The 13394-nt window shown below is 64.0% G+C and carries 14 protein-coding genes and 2 tRNA genes; 4 read left to right on the plus strand and 12 right to left on the minus strand.

The window, feature by feature from the left end:
• Nucleotides 1-2: 2 nt before the first annotated feature.
• From BDK61_RS03360 to BDK61_RS03380, 5 genes are all read right to left on the minus strand, one after another.
• Nucleotides 3-2237, minus strand: a complete 2235-nt coding sequence (locus BDK61_RS03360; protein ID WP_121302301.1) for a transglutaminase domain-containing protein — start codon at nucleotides 2235-2237, stop codon at nucleotides 3-5.
• Nucleotides 2234-3208 (minus strand): DUF58 domain-containing protein, encoded by a 975-nt coding sequence (locus BDK61_RS03365; protein ID WP_121302302.1) that lies wholly within the window; start codon nucleotides 3206-3208, stop codon nucleotides 2234-2236. Before BDK61_RS03365 ends, BDK61_RS03360 begins: the two co-directional genes overlap by 4 nt.
• Nucleotides 3205-4164, minus strand: coding sequence for an AAA family ATPase (locus BDK61_RS03370; RefSeq protein WP_121302303.1), 960 nt, complete (start codon nucleotides 4162-4164; stop codon nucleotides 3205-3207). The genes BDK61_RS03365 and BDK61_RS03370 overlap by 4 nt, the downstream gene beginning before the upstream one ends.
• Before the next feature lie 193 nt (nucleotides 4165-4357).
• Complete coding sequence (locus BDK61_RS03375) at nucleotides 4358-4627, minus strand: DUF7573 domain-containing protein (protein ID WP_121302304.1); 270 nt, start codon at nucleotides 4625-4627, stop codon at nucleotides 4358-4360.
• 82 nt (nucleotides 4628-4709) lie between these two features.
• Nucleotides 4710-5393, minus strand: coding sequence for a class I SAM-dependent methyltransferase (locus BDK61_RS03380; protein WP_121302305.1), 684 nt, complete (start codon nucleotides 5391-5393; stop codon nucleotides 4710-4712).
• Between the two features lie 162 nt (nucleotides 5394-5555).
• Between BDK61_RS03380 and BDK61_RS03385 the strand changes: the two genes are divergently transcribed.
• A complete protein-coding gene (locus BDK61_RS03385) occupies nucleotides 5556-6899 on the plus strand; it encodes a tryptophanase (protein ID WP_121302306.1) in 1344 nt (447 codons plus the stop codon).
• A gap of 98 nt (nucleotides 6900-6997) precedes the next feature.
• Nucleotides 6998-7216, plus strand: a complete 219-nt coding sequence (locus BDK61_RS03390; RefSeq protein WP_004959128.1) for a hypothetical protein — start codon at nucleotides 6998-7000, stop codon at nucleotides 7214-7216.
• On the opposite strand, the gene BDK61_RS03395 is transcribed toward BDK61_RS03390, so the two are convergent.
• The 7 genes from BDK61_RS03395 to BDK61_RS03425 form a co-directional block, all read right to left on the minus strand.
• Nucleotides 7173-8150, minus strand: coding sequence for a 5,10-methylenetetrahydromethanopterin reductase (locus tag BDK61_RS03395; RefSeq protein ID WP_121302307.1), 978 nt, complete (start codon nucleotides 8148-8150; stop codon nucleotides 7173-7175). The genes BDK61_RS03390 and BDK61_RS03395 overlap by 44 nt on opposite strands.
• Nucleotides 8137-8910: a coenzyme F420-0:L-glutamate ligase gene (locus BDK61_RS03400; protein WP_007189416.1), complete on the minus strand. Its 774-nt coding sequence runs from the start codon at nucleotides 8908-8910 to the stop codon at nucleotides 8137-8139. Before BDK61_RS03400 ends, BDK61_RS03395 begins: the two co-directional genes overlap by 14 nt.
• Nucleotides 8911-9020: 110 nt before the next feature.
• The gene (locus BDK61_RS03405) at nucleotides 9021-9509 is read right to left on the minus strand and encodes a metallophosphoesterase family protein (protein ID WP_121302308.1); all 489 of its coding nucleotides are present in this window, start codon (nucleotides 9507-9509) and stop codon (nucleotides 9021-9023) included.
• Nucleotides 9510-9577: 68 nt separating this feature from the next.
• Nucleotides 9578-9874: a winged helix-turn-helix transcriptional regulator gene (locus tag BDK61_RS03410; protein WP_004959120.1), complete on the minus strand. Its 297-nt coding sequence runs from the start codon at nucleotides 9872-9874 to the stop codon at nucleotides 9578-9580.
• Nucleotides 9875-9995: 121 nt separating this feature from the next.
• A complete protein-coding gene (locus BDK61_RS03415) occupies nucleotides 9996-10649 on the minus strand; it encodes a hypothetical protein (RefSeq protein WP_004959117.1) in 654 nt (217 codons plus the stop codon).
• A 479-nt stretch (nucleotides 10650-11128) separates the two neighbouring features.
• A tRNA-Asp gene (locus BDK61_RS03420) sits at nucleotides 11129-11201 on the minus strand.
• A gap of 51 nt (nucleotides 11202-11252) precedes the next feature.
• Nucleotides 11253-11325, minus strand: a tRNA-Asp gene (locus BDK61_RS03425).
• 276 nt (nucleotides 11326-11601) lie between these two features.
• On the opposite strand from BDK61_RS03425, the gene BDK61_RS03430 reads away from it, so the two are divergent.
• Both BDK61_RS03430 and BDK61_RS03435 read left to right on the plus strand, forming a co-directional pair.
• Nucleotides 11602-11829 carry a DNA-directed RNA polymerase subunit H gene (locus BDK61_RS03430; protein ID WP_004959115.1) on the plus strand — a complete coding sequence of 76 codons (228 nt, stop codon included), beginning with the start codon at nucleotides 11602-11604 and terminating at the stop codon, nucleotides 11827-11829.
• Entirely contained in the window at nucleotides 11829-13394 is a 1566-nt protein-coding gene (locus tag BDK61_RS03435) for a DNA-directed RNA polymerase subunit B'' (RefSeq protein ID WP_004959113.1), read from the plus strand. The genes BDK61_RS03430 and BDK61_RS03435 overlap by 1 nt, the downstream gene beginning before the upstream one ends.

Raw genomic sequence — 13394 nt, forward strand, 5'->3', positions numbered from 1 at the left:
GACTATCGCTCGGAGACGATCCCGTCGGCGATTTCGACGGCCTCGTCGGCCATTGCCTCGCTCACTTCGCCGCCGTACCGGAGCCGTTCTCGTAACGTCGCCAGCCGCCTGACCCGGTCGTCGGCCCCTATCGCGTCGAGATACGCCCGTACCGTCTCGCCGCTTTTGCGGCCCCGGTGTTCCGTCGCAAGGACGTACATGGCCCGCTGGAACGCCCGCTCAACGTCGGTCTCGGGGTCCACGCGGCGCTGGTAGCGCAGCCACACCGCCCGGTAGGCTCGCTCGCTGAGGCCGGACCGGCGCGCGCCCGCTGCGATGCCGAGCAACGCGACGACGCCCAGCGTCAACTCCTCGCGCGACGGGAGTTCCGGGATGCTCAGCTCCGTCCCCTCGTCTGTGTCCGACGCCTCTGTTGTGCCGGTGGGTGTGTCCGTTCCGGTGGCCGTTGGTGTCTCCGTCGGCTCGGTCTCGGTACCATTGGTCTCGGTCAGTGGGGCAGGCGTTGACGTGTCGGGTGGCGTGTACCGTTCTACCGGGTTGCCGTCGCCGACAGTGGGCGACGATCCGTCCGAACTCGCGTCTTCGATACGTTGCTGTCTGACTGCCTCTCGCGGCCCGGACGGCGTCGGGTCGAACTGTACCCAGCCCTGACCGGGGAAGTACACTTCGACCCAAGCATGAGAGTTGAGCCCGCGCACGACCCACTGGTCTTCGTCGATGCGCTGGCCGGAGGTGTACCCGACGGTCATGCGTGCCGGGATGCCCTGGGTCCGGAGCATCGTTACCATCGTCGTTGCGAAGTAGACGCAGTACCCTTCGTCCATCTCGAAGAGGAAGGCGTCGGCGACGTTGAAGTCGGGTCGGTCGACATTGAGTGAGTAGCCCTTGGTGTTCTGCAGCCAGCGCTCGACGACCAGCGCCGTCTCGTAGGGGTTCTCGGCGTTCGCGGTGAGAATAGCCGTCCGTTCCCCAACCCGGTCCGGCGTGCTGTCGGGAAGCTGCGTGTACAGCTCCGTAGTCGTATCGTCGTAGTCAGTGCCGGCCGCACGCAGCCCGTCGGGAGTCGCCACGAGCAGTTCGCTCCTGACCTCGTAGGTGTCGCCAGTCGACAACGGGCCGTCTGGCTGGAACCCGCCCTCGCTTGAGACCGATACCGACGGCTCCCCAGAGTAGCGGACGGGCTTCCAGGCGGCCGGGACGGTCCCGATGCTCGACTCCGCCCGGAACTCCTGTCGAAGCGTCCGGGTTTCACCCGGTGGGCTGTCGAGGCGCTGGTCGTCGTACTGGCGTGGATTCCCCGTCCGCACCCACCCGTTGCCGGTGTAGCGGTCGTAGGAGGCGACCCGCCAGTAGCGCGGTTCCTCGCTTTCGACCGTGTACCGGATCTCCGGCGTCAACGAGATGCTCCCGCGTACTGAAAGGGACTCTCCGGCGTCGAAGAGGCTCCCTTCGACGGTCTGACCCTCCGACTCGTCGTCGTAGGACAGCAAACTGTCCCGGGTGATCGGCACCTGTGACAGCGCCGCTGGGACGACGATTATCGCCGCCAGCTGTTCGAGGACAGCGCGCCGCCCAGCGTCGATGCCGTCGCCGTCATCGTCCGCGCGCTCCGTCCCGTCACTGCCAGTCATCGCGTCCGGTCGCTTCGTCAGGTCCGCCGGCTCGTCCGTCGACAGCGTATCGAGCGTTCCGAAGCCGATCGTCGCTGCGATGCCGACCACACCCAGCAGTGTCGTCACCACACCGGCGTCAGTCGTCAGGGCGAAAAACGCGAGGGCCGTGCCAGCCGCCACCGTCGCCGTGACGTACCAGCGCCGCAGCGCGAAGTACCACGTCAGAAACACCGGTGCCGGCGCGAACGACAACACCCACAGCCTGACCTCGGCTATCTGGAGCAGCGACCGTCCGGTCAGCAGGGCGACGGTGTCGCTCAGAAGCTCCGTTATCGCCGGATTCGTCGAGAGGTTCAGGATGTACGCCCCGACCCCGCCGGCGAACAGCACTGCGCCGACAGCAACCGCGAGGGGCGGTCTGAGCACGCGGGCCAGCAAGGTCGCACCCACGAACGAGAGGGCGGCCAGCGCCAGAAACAGGGTGGGGTCGCCGACCACGTCGCTGAGATAGTACATCGTCCGAAGCGGCGCGCCGATTGCCAGCGCCGTCGCAAGCAACGCCAGTATTCGTGACCCGCCCCAGGGGACCCGGTCGCGGACACGCTCTGTGACCGGGGCGCTCATCCGTTCACCTCGCCTGCGATGGGGTTGTCCCGACTGGCGGTCACAGCAGCGAAGGACTGGCGGCGGCCGTCGACCGACACCGTGACCCCGTCGCCGTTGGCTGTGACAATCACGTCGGCGTCGTCTGTCCGGCCGGTCTGGCCCGCGTCAGCCCGGGCCAGCAGTTCGAGCAGTCGCGTTCGGTGGGTGTCGCCGTACCCCTGTTCGACCGCGCCGTTCGGGACGGCGAGTTCGACGGCGAGACCACTCTCCAGCGCGGCCATCGTGATCGTCGCCGCCGCGGCGGCCATCTCGTCGGCGTGGCCCCGCTGGGCTTCAGCGGCAACGAGCAGGGTCCGGTCGCTCCGGTTGTCAGTGAACTCCTTGACTAACAGGTCCTCGCGCTTGGCGCTGGATTTCCAGTGGACGTTCCGCAAGGAGTCGCCGCTGACGTACTCTCGCAGTCGGTCAAACGACTGCCGGTCCTCGTTCTTCGGTGTGAACGTCCGCGCGAACGCGTCCGTGCCGCCCAGTCGGTAGACGGGCGGATACACCAGTACGTCGGCCTTGCTCTCGATGGTATAGCTCTCTTTGATGAGTCCCAGTGCATCCGTCACCGTTGCCTCGATGGGGCCGACCCGTTGCTCACCCCGGGCCGTGTAGGTGACCCGGTATGTCACCGCCGCTGGCAGAGACTTGGTGACCGTCGTCTTTCCATCAAGCCCCTCTGAGAGCCGAGCGGTGACCGTCGCAATGCCACTCCCGTCGACGTGGAACTCCACGGGCTTCGTCTCGCCGGGAAACCCACGGCGGAGGTGGCCCAGTTCGACGGTCGGCGCGCCGCTCCAGCGAACCTGCACAGCGGCGGCGAACACGCCGGCGAACAGTGGGCCGGCGACGGCGGTGAGCCCGGGCTGGCCGAACCTGGCACTGACCAGGAGGGCGGCGACGGCGAGGGCGAGGACGGCGAAGCCGCGTCGTGTCGGTCTCATTCGACGTAGACGGTATCAAGTGCCTCCGCGACGAGTGCCCGGGCGTCCTGCTCGCTGCTCTCAGTGCGGATACGGTGTGGGAGGACAACCGGCGCTTCCGTCTGTACGTCGTCGGGAATAACGTAATTGCGGCCGTCAAGCACGGCCCGGGCCTGTGCTGCCCGGAGCAGCGAGATGCTGCCTCGCGGGCTGACGCCCAGCTGTGCGTTCTCCCGCGTGTACCGCGCCAGCCGGGTCGTGTACGAGCGGATAAGCTCCTCAACGGCCACGTCGGCCACCGTTTCCCGGGCCGCGGACAGCGCATCGAGGGTGGCGACCGGCGTGAGATCCTCGATGGGATGGTGGCCCACCACGTCACCCAGCATCTCCGTCTCCGCCGCCTCGTTCGGATAGCCGAGATGCAGTTTCGTCATGAACCGGTCGAGTTCGGCCATCGGCAGGTCATAGGCCCGATTCTGCTCAACCGTGTTCTGCGTGGCGATGACGGTAAACGGCTGTGGAACGGGATGTGTGGTCCCATCGACGGACACCTGCTGTTCCTCCATGGCCTCCAGCAGTGCCGACTGCGTCTTCGGCGGCGCGCGGTTGATCTCATCGCCGAGGACGACGTTGGCGAAAATCGGACCCGGCCGGAACTCGAACTCCTGTGTCTTCTGGTTGTAGATGTTGACGCCGGTCACGTCGGTCGGGAGGAGGTCCGGGGTGAACTGGACGCGCTTGAACTCGCCGTCGAATGACGCGGCAACAGAGCGAGCAAGCATCGTCTTGCCGACGCCGGGGACGTCCTCAAGCAGGACGTGGCCGCGGCCGAGCAGCGCGATGACAATGTGTTCGATGGCGGCGTGTTGCCCGACGATGACCTGCTCGACGTTTTCGATCACCTGATTGGCGACGCGTGTGGCGTCGCGGAGGGGACTGTCCGACTGTTGACTGTGTGGGGTATCAGTGTCTGTCATAGTCGCGCTCTTGTGGGACGACGCCTCGGCACGGGGACTGGTGGGATATTCTGCCCTGTCGACCAGTAAGTGTCTTGTGTGGGTGCCACATCCTCCGGGCCGTTCAATTGTAGCTACGATTACGGCGTGAGCGTATGTAACTCTGTGGATGGATGAGAACAATACACATCCGTTTGACGGCCGGTAGCGCCGTTCACCAGGACTTACAGGCCCCACAGACGAGGTGTCCGTCCTGTGTCCACCGCCGCTCGACGACCTCGCCACACTCGGCACAGGCCGCTCCGTCGGGCGACCACGCGTAGGTCGTCACGGCCGGGTCGACCGCGTCGGTCGAAGCTTCAGAGCCGGAGGCTTCGCTTTCTGGCTCTGTAGTATCGTCTCCCGCAGACGCACCACTCTCTTCCTCGTCCTCGCTTTCGCCGCCGGCGTCAAGAAAGTCCTCCAGCGAGGTTTCTTCGGCCATACTCCTTGATATTGCCCGCGGCTACAAAATACCCTGTCGGTCGTTCACTCGTAGTCCGCGTTTTGACACGCCGTCCGGGCCGTTATTCGGTGGCGACGCCGACGGTCAGCAGCGTCCCCAGTTCGCGGTAGCGCTCGACCATCGCCTCGCGCGTCTCGAACTCGTCCGTGGGGAACGTGTCTGCTGGCGGAATCTCCACCTCGCGGTCGGGGATCGTGTCCTGTGCAGCTACGGCCAGACCCGCTTCGCGGAACGCCTCGCGGTACTCGTCGGCGCTCCAGCGGGTCATCTCGATGTCGATGAACTTCTGCCACTCGTGGGAGTGGACGTTCTCCTCGTAGTAGTTCACCGCGATGTTGGCGGTCCCGCCGGGTCGCAGCACCCGCGCGATCTCTTCGAGGGTGTGTGGCGGGTCACTGGCGTAGTAGAACGCCTCCATTGAGAACACGTGGTCGATGCTGTCGGTCGCAAACGGCAGGGCGTCGAAGTCCCCGCGCAGGAACCCGATGCCGTCGTCGTCGGTGTACTCGCGGGCGTTCCGGAGCATCTCTGGCGACCCGTCGAGACCATAACAGGGACCGGCGTCGTTGGTGTCTCGGAGCGCACGGAGTGCGTAGCCCGAGCCCGTCCCGAGGTCGAGCACCGTGTCACCCGGTTCGACCGGCATCCGGGCGAGAACGTGCTTGGCGGTGTGCCAGTGTCGGTCCTCCATTCCTCTGTCCTTGCCTTCGGCCGCCCACGCGTCGAATTCCTCGCGAACGCTCATACGTCCCTTCAGCAGTTGCGGCCTCAAAATGCCCGCTATTTCGGCCTCATAGCAACACGTGTCCACCGATACCCGTACCCGTCTGGTGATGGACATCTCAGCCCACTTCCGTACACAAAATATCAGGCAGGAGATAAGTCGGTCGGCGTACTGCGACACAGCATGCGCTCGTACAAGGCCAAATCGGTAACCTCGATACAGCTTCCGCCCCGTGAGCGACGTGAGACCGTGCTCACCGAGGCCGGGCACAACGTCTTCAACCTCGCTGCGGATGACGTCTTTATCGACTTGCTAACCGATTCGGGGACTGGCGCAATGAGTGACGACCAGTGGGCGGCCGTGGTTCGAGGGGACGAGGCGTACGCCGGTTCGCGCTCGTTCAAACGCTTCCGTGAGACGGTCGCCGACGTGATGGGGTTCGACCGCGTGGTCCCGACACACCAGGGCCGCGGCGCGGAGAACGTCCTGTTCGGGGCACTGCTGGACGACGGTGACGTCGTTCTCAACAACACGCATTTTGACACCACCCGCGCACACGTGACAAATCAGGGTGCAATCGCGGTTGACTGCCCGGCAGAGACGGACCTGACCACTGATACCGTCGGGACGTTTGCCGGAAACTTCTCCACAGACCGGGGGTGGGACGCCGTCGAGGAGCACGGGCAGGACGCTGTTTCGGCCGTCGTTCTGACAATCACGAACAACTCCGCCGCCGGCCAGCCGGTGTCGATGGCGAACATCCGCGAGACAGCCGCCTTCGCCACGGAAATCGATGCAACGTTCGTCATCGACGCCTGTCGGTTCGCCGAAAACGCACAGTTCATCAAGCAACGGGACCCCGAATACGCCGATACGCCCCTCAGTGAGATTGCCCACGAGCAGTTACGTCCCGCGGACGCAATCACGATGAGTGGCAAAAAGGACGCACTGGCAAACATCGGCGGGTTCACGGCTGTCCGAGACGTTGCCCTGTTTGAACAGTGCAAACAGCGCGCGATCCTGTATGAAGGATTCCCGACCTACGGTGGCCTCGCAGGTCGTGATCTTGAAGCGATGGCGACCGGCCTGCGGGAAGCGGTTCAACCGCCGTACGTCGCCGAGCGAATCGAACAGGTCGCGACCCTTGGGGACCTCCTGCGTGATCGAGACATCCCGATAGTCACGCCGACCGGCGGTCACGCCGTCTACATTGATGCGGCCGCCCTGTTCCCGGATATTCCCGCCGACCAGTTCCCCGGGCAGCGACTCGTCTGCGAACTCTACCGCGAGGGCGGCGTCCGGACAGTCGAACTCGGCTCGTTTGCCTTCCCCGGGACTACCCGTCCGGAACTCGTCCGTCTCGCCCTTCCTCGCCGGACGTACTGGCACGAACACCTCGAACACATCGCGGAGACTGCTGCACGAGTTCGTGACCGCCGCGACGAGTACTCCGGTCTGGAAATCGTCTGGGAGCCCCCAATGGAAGAACTCAGACACTTCTCAGCGGAACTTGAGCCTGTTGCGTAGGGCCATTCGCCCGTGGCGCTGCGCGACAGCAGCTCCCGGGAGTCCACGTGGTAGCCGGGAACGCAAACGCAAAGTAGGGCCACGCTAACGTTCAGGTAATGCAAGGACTGCTGTCGGAACTGCTCCAGAGCATCATCGACATGCCCGGCTGGTTCCTCGGCGTGGCACTGAACGACCCGCTGGCGGCACTCATGCTCGCTGTCGGGGCCGTCATTACGACCGTCTCGGTCGCCGCCTTCGGGTATCTGTCGCTGGGGGCCGCGCTCTCGCTGTTCAGCGGCTCCGGCGGTCGAGGACCGCCCCAAGCAAATCGATAGCCGTCTCGACATCCGGCCCAAGCGGCGACGCGAACACCACGCTGTCGGCGTGTTCTTCTAACGCCGCTGTCCGTTCGGCCACCGCTTCTGGCGTCCCGGCGATACAGAACGCGTCCAGCATCGCCTCGGTCACGCCATCGAAGGCGGCCGTGAACTCGCCGGCCGAAATCGCCTGTCCGATGTCGTCGGCGGCCTCATGGTCGATGCCGTGGCGGTCGAGCACCGGCGGTGGTGACCCCGCGGCGACGAACGCGACCGGTGGGCGAGCGGCCTCCCGCGCTTCGGCCTCGTCTTCGGCGACCGAGACGCTGGCGTAGGCTGCGAGGTCGAACTCACCGTATTCTTCGGGTCGCTCGTCGGCCATCTCTTCTACTTGCTCGCGTGCCCACGCGAGATCTTTTGGATGCGCGCCGTTGTACAGCGCCCCGTCGGCGTGTTTCGCCGCCATCCGGGTCATGTGCGGCCCCTGCGCGCCGACGTACACCGGAATCTCATCGACCTCGTAGTTTAGCCCGGCGTCGACGGCCTCGAACGTCCCGTCGTGGTTGACTCGCTCGCCGTCCCAGAGCTTTCGGGCCGTCGTGAACGTCTCAAGGACGCGTCGCAGGGCGTCGTCGTGGTCGAAGCCGAGGTTGCTGAGCGTCGATTTATCCCCCGGCCCGATGCCGAAGACGGCCCGCCCGTCGCTCAGTTCGTCGAGCGTTGCGACCCGCGAGGCCAGCGTCACCGGGTGCGTCTCATACGGGTTGGCGATGCCGGGGCCGAGCAGCACCTCATCGGTCCGCTCGGCCATCGCGGTCAGCGACATGAACTGGTCGCGGTTGTTGTAGTGATGGCTGACGTACACGGCATCAAGCGCGTTCGATTCGGCCTGTTCGGCAAACGAGGCGAGCTGTGCGACCGGGTGTTCCGGGGTGAGTTCAATCGCGTACATGGGACCACTCTCTGAGTGCTTGTCTGACTACGTCCTTCTCCGGGTCGCGGAACAGTTGCTCGCTGCCCGCGTGGTCGCCGAAGTCGAAATCGCGGACGACTGCGGCGGGTGTTCCGCCGTCGCCTTCGCCGGTGACGAGGTTGGCTGCGGCGGCGAGTTCGTCGACGACGGCCTGAACGGTGGCTTCGAGTTCGCGGCCGTCGCGGTCGTGTTCGCCCCGCCAGTCCCGCGAGGCGGAGAGCCCGGCCCAGCCTAGCGCGACGCCGCGCTGGCCGAGGCGAAACGGCCGCCCCGACGTGTCGGTAACGATGACGCTGGGTTCGACTCCCGCGTGTTCGCGGATGCCGTCGCGGATCGCTTCGGCCTCTGCCGTCGGGTCCTCGGGGAGCAAGAGAAGGTCCGCGCCGGGCACGTTCGAGCGGTCGATGCCCGCATTGACAGTGATGTGCCCGAACTTCGTCACGCCGAGGATGAAGGGGGCTTCGACCAGCACCTCCTCGCACTCGTCGAGAATCGCCTGTGCCATCCGCGGGTCTTTCTCCTCGTCGGCGATGTCTTCGATGGTTGCCGCAATGCGCTCAGCACGCCCGCTTGGCTCGTACGATGACAGCGACCGCCCGCGTCCGTTGGCCTTGGAAACGATGGTGCTGGCGACACAGACCACGTCGTCGTCCTGCAGGTCGGCCTGCTCGACGAGCAGTTCGGCCACGTCATCGCCAGGGCGGACCTCGGGCACCCCCTCGACCGCGAAGACTTCCATACCGCTCCTGCGGTCTCTGCCGGAAAAAGACCCGCGTTCGCTGCAAAGCCGGCCAACAGTGGCAACAGCTGCCGGTATATCCGGAGTAAAACAGCGCCCACCTAGCCGTGCTACAGTTGGTGCTGGGCCACGTCGAGCGAACCGTCCTCGACTGTCGCGGTCAGCATCGTCGGGCGGTCTGCCGGCGAGGCCCCTGTGACGCTGCCGGGGTTCAGGAGCCAGACGCCCTCGTAGACGATGTCTGTCTGTTCGTGGGTGTGGCCGGCGACGCCGATGGCGTTGCTGTCGGCCGCTTCGCGGACCGCAGTGGCGACACGGTCCGCCCAGCCTTGGTGTGGTCCAGTGCCGTGTGTCACGACAAACGTGACGCCGCCGAGTTCGACTGTCGCCCGCTCCGGCAGCCCTATCTGCGGGTCGATGTTGCCCGAAACGGCGGTCAGTTCCGCCGCCATATGGCGGATGTCAGCGAGCGCGCCTTTGCTGTCGAAATCACCGGCGTGGATGACGTGGTCGGCGACTTCGATGCGTTCCCGGAACGACGGGGGAATCTCATGTTCCCGGGACGGGATGTGCGAATCGCTGATGAGAGCGACATCCATACCGATGCATCACGTCGGCGTTCGAAAAGGGTTACTGCCACGGAAACGGGTGCCGACTGGTCGTCCGGCTATTCTGCGGACGCAAACACGTCTCGCAACCCGTCCAGCTGTTCGACCAGCCGGTCGATGCCGTTGTTGATCGTTGCGACTCGCTCGTCGATGTTGTCCACCGGAATCGCCCCCTGCGGTGTCGGCTCGATGAGTTCGTCGTCTTCCAGCATCCGTAGCGAGTACCGCACCTTGTGTTTTGGGACATCTGTCTCCTCGGCGAGCCGAACGATACCGATCGGCCCGTTCTCGATGACGGCTTCGAGGATCGACAGGTCCCGCCCCTCCTTCTCAACCTGATCTTCTAGTCGGTCCATTCCCATAGCAAATCGTACCTGTGCATTTACGGTCGTGACACATAAACGCCACAGTTGCGGCACTGTGATTCGGGTTTGCTCTCTGTCCCGCTCTGTGCCTCTGGTTTCGAACCGTCAGTCCCTATTCGTCTGAAACCGGCGTCCGCCGAAGCTCGTCGAGCTGGTCCCGGAGCTTGCTCAGCTCTGTCTCTAGTTCTTCGCGGCGGTCAATAAGCGCGCTCAGCTCTTCCGTGTTGACCGAGTAGTCGTTGTCCATCGCCACATCCAGCGCGTCGGTCGTTGCGCTCGTGAGGTCGGACGCGACCCGCAACACCTCGCTTGGCGTCCCGCGGGACTCGTACAGCTCCTGTTCGCCCGATAACGGGCTGTATGTCACCATTGGCGACTCAATGCCGCGGTGGTAGCTCACCGCGTAGCTTGTGTCTGTCACCGGATTGAGCCGGTCGTCCGCTCGCTCCGTCCGAACGATATTGAACGGCTCGGCCAGTGCGGGAAACGTGTCGGCGAGGTCCCGGAGCCGGTCCGCAGCGGTCACGTCCAACTGTGCTTCCACGTCGCCGAAAAACTGCCGCGAGTTGGTGAGACTGAACGCCACGGTGTAAAACACCGACTCGTCGCTGTCTGCCAGATTGCGAACACGGTCGCGGACCTCCTCGTGGCGGCCCTCGATAGTGAGCTTCTCCAGTTCCTCAAGCAGCGCCCGAACGCCCTCCTCGCGTTCGAGGAACGCCTCGACAATCGCGCCAGGCATTTCCTCGCCATCCACGTCCTCCATGGCCCCTCTTTTGCGGGGCCTCGTAAACAGTTTGTCGCCCGCAGTCGCTTATCGGCACGTCTTACAAGCAACACAAAACATATGCCAGCCCCCGTGGAGTGATAGCACGTCCGACCCCGGTGGACGGACACTATGACAGGCCAAGGGGGCACTCCCCGGCCGTCTGCTGTTGCCCTGCTCTTGTGATATCAGTATGTGCTGTTTTCTCAGCAAGTATGCGGTGTTTACTGCCTACTGAATAGCTACTAACGCGTGTACTGGGTTGAGATGTAGAACGAAAGCGACGCGATGAAACGCATCGTTTGTCGAGTTAAAATCAGAGAAACGCCCGGAGCGGGATTTGAATCAGAGCAAGACGTGCTCGCTCACTACGTTCGCTGTGCGCGACTTCCAGGATTCAAATCCCTGTTGCGCGTGTCATCGCTCACGATAACGGGCACACGCTAAGCGGTGCTCGTTGGGATTGTTCACAATAGGAACGCCCGGAGCGGGATTTGAACCCGCGTCACGACCGTGACAGGGTCGTATGATGGGCCACTACACCATCCGGGCAGCCTGCGAGCACACACTGCATGGCGCTCGCCAGTTTGGTTGCAATAGGAACGCCCGGAGCGGGATTTGAACCCGCGTCACGACCGTGACAGGGTCGTATGATGGGCCACTACACCATCCGGGCCTTCGTTGCATTTCTTCGTACCTTGGTGTCGGTATTAAGACTTTCCAAAGAGACCCGCCCCGGGATGAGTGCACATGACGGGACCCAAAGTTCTATGTCCGGTCTGCTGCATGTGGGTGGTAGGAGCAACCACGCCCGCAGTCCGCGAGGGTGGGCGGGTCCGATAGCCACAGCAGAGCGACTTGGTAAGTGTTATATGCACCCCGACAGTACGGCCCTGTAGTATCTCGTGACAGCCACCTTCTCCAGCAGCAGGCCAAACGCACACGCACACACATGGTAGATGTAAGTCAACACGACCTCGTCCCAGACCACAGCGTCGTCGACGAGGATGACCTCGAAGCAGTACTCACTGAGTATGAAATCAAGAAGACGGACCTTCCGAAGATCAAGCGTACCGACAAGGCGCTGCCCGATGACGCCGAAGTCGGTGACGTGGTCCGGATCGTCCGCGACTCCAGAACGACGGATGAAGCCGTCGTGTATCGACTGGTGGTAGAATAATGGACACACAAGATCGCCGCGCTATATCGCGTGAATATTTCGCCAAGGAACGGCTCGCCGAACACCACTTCCGCTCGTTCAACGCATTCCTCGACCGGGGAATGCAGCAGGTCGTCGACGAGAAAGAGACCATCGAGACCGACATCGGTGACAAGGAAGGGCAGGAACCGGTATGGGTCGAACTCGGCGACGTCCGCGTCGTCACTCCACGGGTCCGCGAGGCTGACGGCAGCGAGGAACTGCTGTACCCGCAGGAAGCCCGACTCCGAAACATCACCTACTCCGCGCCGGTGTTCATGGAGATGGCCATCGTCCGCGGTGGCGAGGAAGAACCGGAGGAAGTCGTCGACCGGACAGAGACCAAGATCGGACGAATGCCCATCATGGTCGGGTCGAACAAGTGTAACATCGCGGGCTTCACCGACGAGGAACTCATCGACATCGGCGAGGACCCTGCAGACCCCGGTGGCTACTTCTGTGTCAACGGCTCCGAGCGGGTGCTGATGACCAGTGAGGACCTTGCCCCGAACAAGATTCTGGCCGAGTACGACACCAAGTACGGCGACGAGGTGCAGGTCGCCAAGACGTTCTCCCAGCGCCGTGGCTACCGCGCGCTGGTGCTGTGTGAACGGACCCGGGACGGGCTGCTGGAAGTCTCGTTCCCGTCCGTTTCGGGCAGTATCGACTTCGTCACGCTGGTCCGCGCGCTGGGGCTGGAGTCGGACGAGGAGATCGTCCACCGCGTCAGCGAGGACCCGGAAATCGTGAAGTTCATGCTGGAGAACTTGGAGGAGGCCGAAGTCCAGACGACCGAGGAAGCCATCGAGACGCTGGGCAAGCGTGTCGCCTCCGGGCAGGGCAAGAACTACCAGCTCAAGCGAGCTAACTACGTTATCGACCGCTATCTCCTCCCGCATCTACATGAGGAAGGCGTCGAGGAAGAAGAAGTCCGCATCAACAAGGCGTTTTACCTCTGCCGGATGGCCGAGGCGTGTTTCGAACTGGCACTGGGCCGCCGCGAATCTGACGACAAGGACCACTACGCCAACAAGCGGCTGAAGGTCAGCGGCGACCTGATGACCGACCTGTTCCGGACGGCGCTGAACAAGCTCGCCCGGGACGTGAAATACCAGCTTGAGCGGGCCAACATGCGAAACCGCCAGCTGTCCGTCTCGACGGTCGTTCGTTCTGACGTGCTGACTGAGCGACTCGAACACCCGATCGCGACGGGGAACTGGGTCGGCGGCCGTTCTGGCGTGAGCCAGCTGGTTGACCGGACAGACTTCATGGGGGTGCTGTCACACCTCCGGCGACTGCGCTCGCCGCTCAGTCGCTCCCAGCCACACTTCGAAGCACGGGACCTGCACGCGACCCAGTGGGGTCGCATCTGTCCCTCCGAGACGCCTGAAGGCCCCAACTGTGGGCTGGTGAAGAATTTCGCCCAGGCGATGGAGCTGTCACAGGACGTATCGGACCCACAGGGTCTCAAACAGGAGCTTGCCGAGATGGGGGTTCAGGGCATCCCCGGTATCGAGTCGATCGAACAGCAGCCCGCGGACGATTAA

This window comes from Haloarcula quadrata (assembly GCF_003634715.1).
In the GTDB taxonomy this organism is placed as follows: domain Archaea; phylum Halobacteriota; class Halobacteria; order Halobacteriales; family Haloarculaceae; genus Haloarcula; species Haloarcula marismortui.